This is a genomic window from Salinimicrobium oceani (genome assembly GCF_012037645.1).
Window position 1 is genome coordinate 1 of the sequence record NZ_JAAVJR010000691.1, and the last position, 436, is coordinate 436.

Below are 436 nucleotides of genomic sequence, written 5' to 3' on the forward strand. Positions count from 1 at the left end.
TTGAAGAAACCCAAGAATAACAGCACATTAGATATTAAAAAGTATGTACACGCTATCCAGTAAATTAAAATTATTTTCTATCATCCTAATGGTAGTTGGTCTTCTGGGCTTGATCTACGGATTCATAGCAGCGCCTGACTCCATTGAAGACGTTAAAGAAATAGTGGCTTCTCACGGGGAACATGGAGAGGAACATGTACCTCTTACAGGACAGGCAGAAGATGAATTGGAAGATGATGCCACCGGTTTTGACTTTGTGCCGTCAGAGCATGAAATCACTACAGAACGTACAGATGAACAGGAGCATGGAATGATAGAAGCAGGTGAAGAAGATCATGAAGCCGAGCATCTGGAACACCTTTTACATCAGCTACAGAATAAGCCATGGGCTGCCTTATACGTTTCAGCATTCTTTTTCTTTATGATCGCCCTGGGA

Annotated in this window: 1 pseudogene; it reads left to right on the forward strand. The window is 42.0% G+C overall.

Annotated features, from left to right (window positions below):
• Window positions 1-43 precede the first annotated feature (43 nt).
• A pseudogene (locus tag HC175_RS18895) lies at window positions 44-436 on the forward strand (quinol:cytochrome C oxidoreductase); the annotation flags it as partial.